At 51.7% G+C, this 6,104-nt stretch carries 7 protein-coding genes; 1 reads left to right on the top strand and 6 read right to left on the bottom strand.

The window, feature by feature from the left end:
* Positions 1-443, bottom strand: a 443-nt coding sequence (locus tag O6944_06085; GenBank protein ID MCZ6718703.1) for an ABC transporter permease, incomplete at its 3' end; no start/stop codon positions are given.
* Positions 440-1,276, bottom strand: coding sequence for an ATP-binding cassette domain-containing protein (locus O6944_06080; GenBank protein MCZ6718702.1), 837 nt, complete (start codon positions 1,274-1,276; stop codon positions 440-442). The genes O6944_06085 and O6944_06080, both read right to left, overlap by 4 nt.
* 211 nt (positions 1,277-1,487) lie before the next feature.
* Here O6944_06080 and O6944_06075 point away from each other — a divergent pair, with 211 nt between their 5' ends.
* Positions 1,488-1,904: a DUF4399 domain-containing protein gene (locus tag O6944_06075; protein ID MCZ6718701.1), complete on the top strand. Its 417-nt coding sequence runs from the start codon at positions 1,488-1,490 to the stop codon at positions 1,902-1,904.
* Between the two features lie 35 nt (positions 1,905-1,939).
* Here the strand turns inward: O6944_06075 and gloA are convergent, their stop codons facing one another.
* From gloA to secF, 4 genes are all read right to left on the bottom strand, one after another.
* The gene (gene gloA / locus O6944_06070; GenBank protein ID MCZ6718700.1) at positions 1,940-2,329 is read right to left on the bottom strand and encodes a lactoylglutathione lyase; all 390 of its coding nucleotides are present in this window, start codon (positions 2,327-2,329) and stop codon (positions 1,940-1,942) included.
* Positions 2,330-2,413: 84 nt separating this feature from the next.
* Positions 2,414-3,595: a formate-dependent phosphoribosylglycinamide formyltransferase gene (gene purT / locus O6944_06065; protein MCZ6718699.1), complete on the bottom strand. Its 1,182-nt coding sequence runs from the start codon at positions 3,593-3,595 to the stop codon at positions 2,414-2,416.
* On the bottom strand, positions 3,588-4,778 hold the full coding sequence (locus O6944_06060) for a 4-phosphoerythronate dehydrogenase (GenBank protein ID MCZ6718698.1): 1,191 nt from the start codon (positions 4,776-4,778) through the stop codon (positions 3,588-3,590). Before O6944_06060 ends, purT begins: the two co-directional genes overlap by 8 nt.
* A 265-nt stretch (positions 4,779-5,043) precedes the next feature.
* Positions 5,044-5,979, bottom strand: coding sequence for a protein translocase subunit SecF (gene secF, locus O6944_06055; GenBank protein ID MCZ6718697.1), 936 nt, complete (start codon positions 5,977-5,979; stop codon positions 5,044-5,046).
* Positions 5,980-6,104 lie beyond the last annotated feature (125 nt).

Below are 6,104 nucleotides of genomic sequence, written 5' to 3'. Positions count from 1 at the left end.
AGGAAACGCGGGGCCACCACCCTACGTAATGGGTCAATCGCCATCATCTCCATGGCTGAAAGTTGCTCTGTGACCTTCATCAACCCGATTTCGGCTGTCAACGCAGATCCAGCCCGACCAGCAAATAGTAGCGCCGATACCACGGGTCCCAGCTCTCTCACCAGAGACAACGCCACGAGGACGCCGAGCGACTCCTCCGCGCCAAAATCAACTAACGTATTATAACCTTGCAGGCCAAGCACCATGCCGACAAATAGACCGGAAACCACGATGATCACCAGCGACAGCACGCCCACGGCGTAGATTTGCTGAATAATTAAACGCCACCGGACGACAATCTCTGGAACGCCTGCCAGGACATAAGCCATGAAGATGTGTCCACGCCCCAGGCGTTCAAAGGTCCTGAGACCAACACGGCCTAAGCTTTGCAGCGCCTCCGTCACATCCTCCCTCCGCTCAGGAGATCATCCTCGTAGTCGGGTGCCGGGTAATGGAAGGGGACTGGCCCGTCGGGCAGGGCATCCATAAACTGGCGAACCCACTCAGACGTCGAATTCCTGAGTGCCTCGGGGCTTCCTTCGCCGACCACCTTGCCAGCAGACAGCACGTAGATATAGTCGGAGATCGACGCCGTCTCCTCCACGTCATGGGACACCACGATGCTTGTGATCCCCAAGGCATCCTTCATTAGCTTAATTAGCCGAACTAAAACGCCCATCGAGATGGGGTCTTGTCCGGTAAACGGTTCGTCATACATGATCATCATGGGATCCAGCGCGATGGCGCGGGCAAGCGCCACACGCCGCTGCATCCCGCCCGATAGTTGGCTTGTCATCAAATGCTTTGCCCCACGCAATCCCACTGCCTCAAGCTTCATCAGCACCAAATCGTGGATCATTGAGTCAGGCAACTCCGTATGTTCGCGCAGTGGAAAGGCAACATTTTCAAAGACGTTAAGGTCGGTCAGCAGCGCGCCACTTTGAAAAAGCATGCCCATACGCTTGCGCAAGGTAAATAATGCCCTGCGAGAGAGTGCCGGCACCTCATGGCCATCGAAAACCACGCTTCCAGACTCTGGCCGCAACTGGCCGCCGATAATGCGTAACATCGTGGTTTTGCCACAACCACTCGGACCCATAATCGCCGTGATCTTCCCGCGCGGTATATCAATATCGACGTTGTCAAAAATCACGCGCGAATCGCGTTTAAACGTCAAGCCCCTAATCTTGACGAGCGGATCGCCACTTGTTTGAGCACTCGGATGACTATTAGTCATTTCTCGAATCGCGCACGGATTGGGAAACTATTTTCTGAGACTCAGGAATCAACGTCAATCGGACTAGTAAACAACCCCCACGGGCTAAGCGGACAATTAAATGCAAGGCTGGAAGATTATCATTCTTCGTACTCGACACCTCGAATGTAGTCAAACTGTAAAGTCCCTATGATAAACTGCAGAGCCAAGCCAAATCGGGACGGGAAATAACATGGCACGCTTTCTTGCCTTGCCTATGAGCTTCATGTTCTTGGGTTTTCACGTATTCGCTCAGACTCCATCACCACAAGGCGCAGATGTCTATTTCATAACGCCAGAAGATGGCGCCGTCACGAAGAGCCCGTTGATCGTTCGATTTGGCCTCGCAGATATGGGCATCGCACCCGCAGGCGTCGACATTCCCAACACCGGACATCATCACTTATTAATCAATTCTAAACTACCTACGCTCGATCGGCCCATCCCCAAGGACGAGAGCCACCGGCACTTTGGCGGAGGTCAGACTGAAACTCGTTTGATGCTGGCCCCGGGGATATACACTTTGCAGCTTATCCTAGGGGACTACCGCCACATCCCGCACGACTCTCCGGTGATCTCAGAGAAAATAACCATCACTGTAGAAGAATGAGACCAATCCACGGAACAATTTGAACCGCTCGACGATTACTGAGCAGGATCCTCCAGAAACTCTATCTTATATCCATCCGGATCCTCAACAAACGCAATAACTGTTGAGCCTCCTTTCATCGGGCCTGCATCGCGCACGATCTTTCCGCCACGTTCACAGATCGCGTCGCACGCCGCGTAAACATCGTCAACACCGATGGCAATATGCCCGTACGCGTCCCCCATCTCATAGCGATCCTGGTCCCAATTGTAGGTTAATTCCAATACCGCATGGTCAACCTCGTCGCCATATCCAACGAACGCAAGCGTAAACTGATTATCCGGGTACTCCTGCTTGCGGAGGACCTTCATTCCTAGGACTTCCGTATAGAAGTGAATAGATCGGTCCATGTCACCGACACGAAGCATGGTATGCATGATACGCACGGTCTTTACCTCCTCGTATTTTTTCGAAGGGTATTCATGGTTGAGGCCCAGAGCACCGCACCAATGAAATCTCCTGCCACAGTACTACAAATTGACTTGAACAGCATTGGCCACTTTGCCTGCCTTCGCCCGCGCCTCCTCCAAGGTGTTACCAAGCGCTAACGCAACACCCATACGGCGTCTACCGGAAACATTCGGTTTACCAAACAGCCGGATTGTGCTGTTAGGTTCTGCCAGCGCTCGATCGAGGTCCCCATAGATCACCGCCTTGGAATCACCCTCAGCAAGGATTGCGCACGCTGCGGCGGCGCCGAACTGACGAATATTGGGAATTGGCAATTCCAAAATCGCACGCACGTGCAGGGCAAATTCAGAAAGATCTTGCGAGATCAGCGTGACCATCCCTGTATCATGCGGTCGTGGCGAGATCTCGCTGAAATAGACGCGTTCTCCTTCAATAAATAGCTCAACGCCAAACAATCCTCGCCCGCCGAGAGCGTCAGTGATTGTCTGTGCGATTCGTTCCGCCTCCGCCCGCACTCCTTCAGTCATGGGCTGAGGCTGCCACGATTCGCGAAAATCGCCGTCCACTTGAAGATGACCGATTGGAGGACAAAAGATTGTTCCATCTCTAGAGCGTACCGTCAGCAGGGTGATCTCATAGTCAAACTCGACCAGTCCCTCAACTATGACACGCCCGCCCATTCCACGGCCACCCGTCTGCGAATAGTTCCAAGCGGCTCCAATCTCAGAATCACTGCGGATAACACTTTGCCCCTTACCCGATGAACTCATTACTGGCTTCACCAAGCAGGGCATACCGAGTCTATCGATGGCATCGCGGTACTCTGATTCGGTATCAGCAAAACGATACGGCGAAGTTGCCAGCCCCAGTTCCTCAGCGGCGAGGCGACGGATGCCTTCACGGTCCATGGTCAGACGGGTAGCCCGAGCCGTTGGGATCACTGTCTGACCTTGTTCCTCAAGTGTAACGAGCGTGTCCGTCGCGATCGCCTCAATTTCTGGTACGATTAGCGTGGGCTGCTCTGCTTCCACAACCTTTCGAAGTTCAGCACCGTCCAACATTGAGATGACGTGTGAGCGATGAGCAACTTGCATTGCCGGTGCATTTGCGTATCGATCCACCGCCACAACCTCAACGCCGTACCGTTGGGCCTCGATTGCTACCTCCTTGCCTAACTCGCCTGAACCCAGCAAAAGTATTTTTGTTGCCGTCGATGTCAGAGGCGTGCCTATGCTAACCATAGCCGTTCCGACCACTCCCCATCATGACTGTAGGCTCTTGGATATCAATGCGGAACCCTAATCTCCTGAGCTTCCGCGCAACGCGACGCTTGTTGCTAGGAAGACAAATCAAAGTACTGTGAAACTCCCGGCGCAGAGGGTATTCGGTACGTAAGTCTTCGAAATAATGACCTCGCTTATAATGTGGCAACCTTAACATCTGTTTTAAGGATGCAGCATCACCACGCACGTCATAGGTAGCGAGAACCGCCATTTGAATGATCTCATCATCAGTGAAGCTACACGAAATTTTAAAATCGTTCGCCGCGTGCTTAGATAGATACCGATTCGAATTCCATAATGGTCTTATATTGAAAAACTCGCACATCGATGTGTAAATTATCTCTGTGGCCCGGAGCTTTCCATCAAAACTATATCCTGCAATATGCGGTGTACCTATCTCGATATTCTTAAGGAGATCCGCATTAATCTTTGGCTCGTGATTCCACACATCGAGAACTACCGCAGGTTTGTCTTTTTTTCTTAAAGCTACTTTCAACGCTTCGTCATCGACGACGGCGCCTCGAGCCGTGTTAATGAGAATTGCGTTTGGTTTTATACGAGCAAGAAACTCTTCGTCAACGAGATGATACGTAGGGTACGCTCCATTCCGGGTAAGCGGCACATGGACTGTGATAATATCCGCCGACAGTACCACATCCATCGTAAGGTATCGCCTATCACCTGTCTTAGTCTTTAGGGGGGGATCATTGATGACACAGTCGACACCCATCGTATTCAATTTATCTAGAACTCGGCACCCTATGCGCCCACAACCAATAATGGCTGCGGTTTGTCCGCTTAGAGTTGTTGTCTGCTTTTCGAGTAAAGCGAAGATCGCGCTCAGTACATACTCGGCAACCGCGTTTGCATTTCCGCCAACGGCGCTTGCGAAGCCGATTCCCCGATCTTCCAGATGGCTGATGTCGATATGCTCGACACCGCTAGCCGCGCTTCCAACAAACTGAACGCTGCTCTCGGCAAGTAGTTCACTATCAACCGTTGTAACTGAGCGAACCAGCAGCACGTCGGCGTTTGCAACCTGAGCAGGTGAAATCTCGTGCCCGGCCACCAGCAAAACATCCCCGATGGTACTAAACGCCTCGCGCGCAAAAAGAATCTGATCATCTGCAACAATCTTCATCACATTGGGATTTGATTGGTTCCGGCACGCTAGTTGCTAACCAGAACTGCCTTTGGTACACGTTCTGGTTTCTGATCAGCCACCCGGGCATTAGTCCGTTCGGTGTGCTGGCACCCTTGATCTCGTTTTGGAAACATTAGACGGCGGTACACGTAGGCGGTCCTTCCGAGCCCCAATAATAGCCACCACGGATCGCCAACAGAGCACCCCATCCATGCGCGATCTGGGTTTAAAAAAACTTGCGGCGCGAGAGCAGATAGGTCTTCTACGGCAAACTGTCGAGTTCGTGCCCTTCCTTTTTAACTGGCATAAGGTCGCGTTTGCTAATACCCAACGCAAGTGTAATCGGGCTCGCGACGTAGATTGATGAGTACGTGCCGATCAAGACCCCGATGATAAGCGCAGTTGCAAAACCGTGAATGATCTCACCACCAAAAGCATATAGCGCGGATAACACCAGTAAGGTTGTGAACGACGTCATGATTGTACGATTAAGTGTCTGATTGAGCGAGATGTTAACCACGTCCACTGCTGTGTCCTTGCGCAGCTTGCGGAAATTCTCCCGTACCCGGTCAAAAACAACAATGGTGTCGTTAAGCGAATAACCAATGACGGCGAGCAATGCCGCAAGCACTGTCAGATCAAATCCCATTTGCGTGATAGAAAATACTCCCAAGGTAATTGTCACGTCATGCACCAACGCAGCAACGGCCCCCAGAGCGAAGCGAGATTCGAAACGCAGGGTGACATATATTAGGATGCCAATCAGCGCGTACAACATGGCTAGGCCACCATCCTCCTTGAGTTCATCTCCGACCTGTGGGCCAACAAACTCAATACGACGCATTTGGACCTCCTGCCCCCCTGCTTGCAGCACTTGCAGAACGCGACTGCTGATCTCGGCGCTGTTCATTCCTTCCTCTGGCACAAGTCGAATCAGAACATCCTGCGTGGTACCAAAATGTTGAACTACAGCATTATCGAAATCCGAAGAGTCAAGAAGACCCCGAACGGTATCCAGTTCCGCCAGTTCGGGATACCCCACTTCGATTAATGTGCCGCCAGTAAAGTCGATCCCGAAATTCAGTCCACGTATAGCAAGTGATGCTAATGACAATGCGATAAGAATGCCCGACAGCAAAAACGCCGACTTGCGCATGCCCATGAAGTTGATATGGCTTTCTTTTTTGAAAAATCGCATAGTAAAATTCGTCAGCTAATGATCTATCATATCGCGAGTTTTTCGACCCGGCGTCCACCATAGATCAGATTGATCACGGCACGAGTCCCCATGATCGCAGTAAACATCGAACAGATAATTCCTAA

The organism is Gammaproteobacteria bacterium (assembly GCA_027296625.1).
Lineage (GTDB): Bacteria > Pseudomonadota > Gammaproteobacteria > JAKEHO01 > JAKEHO01 > JAKEHO01.
The sequence above is the reverse complement of the archived record's forward strand: the minus strand, read 5'-3'. Positions and strand labels throughout refer to the sequence as shown.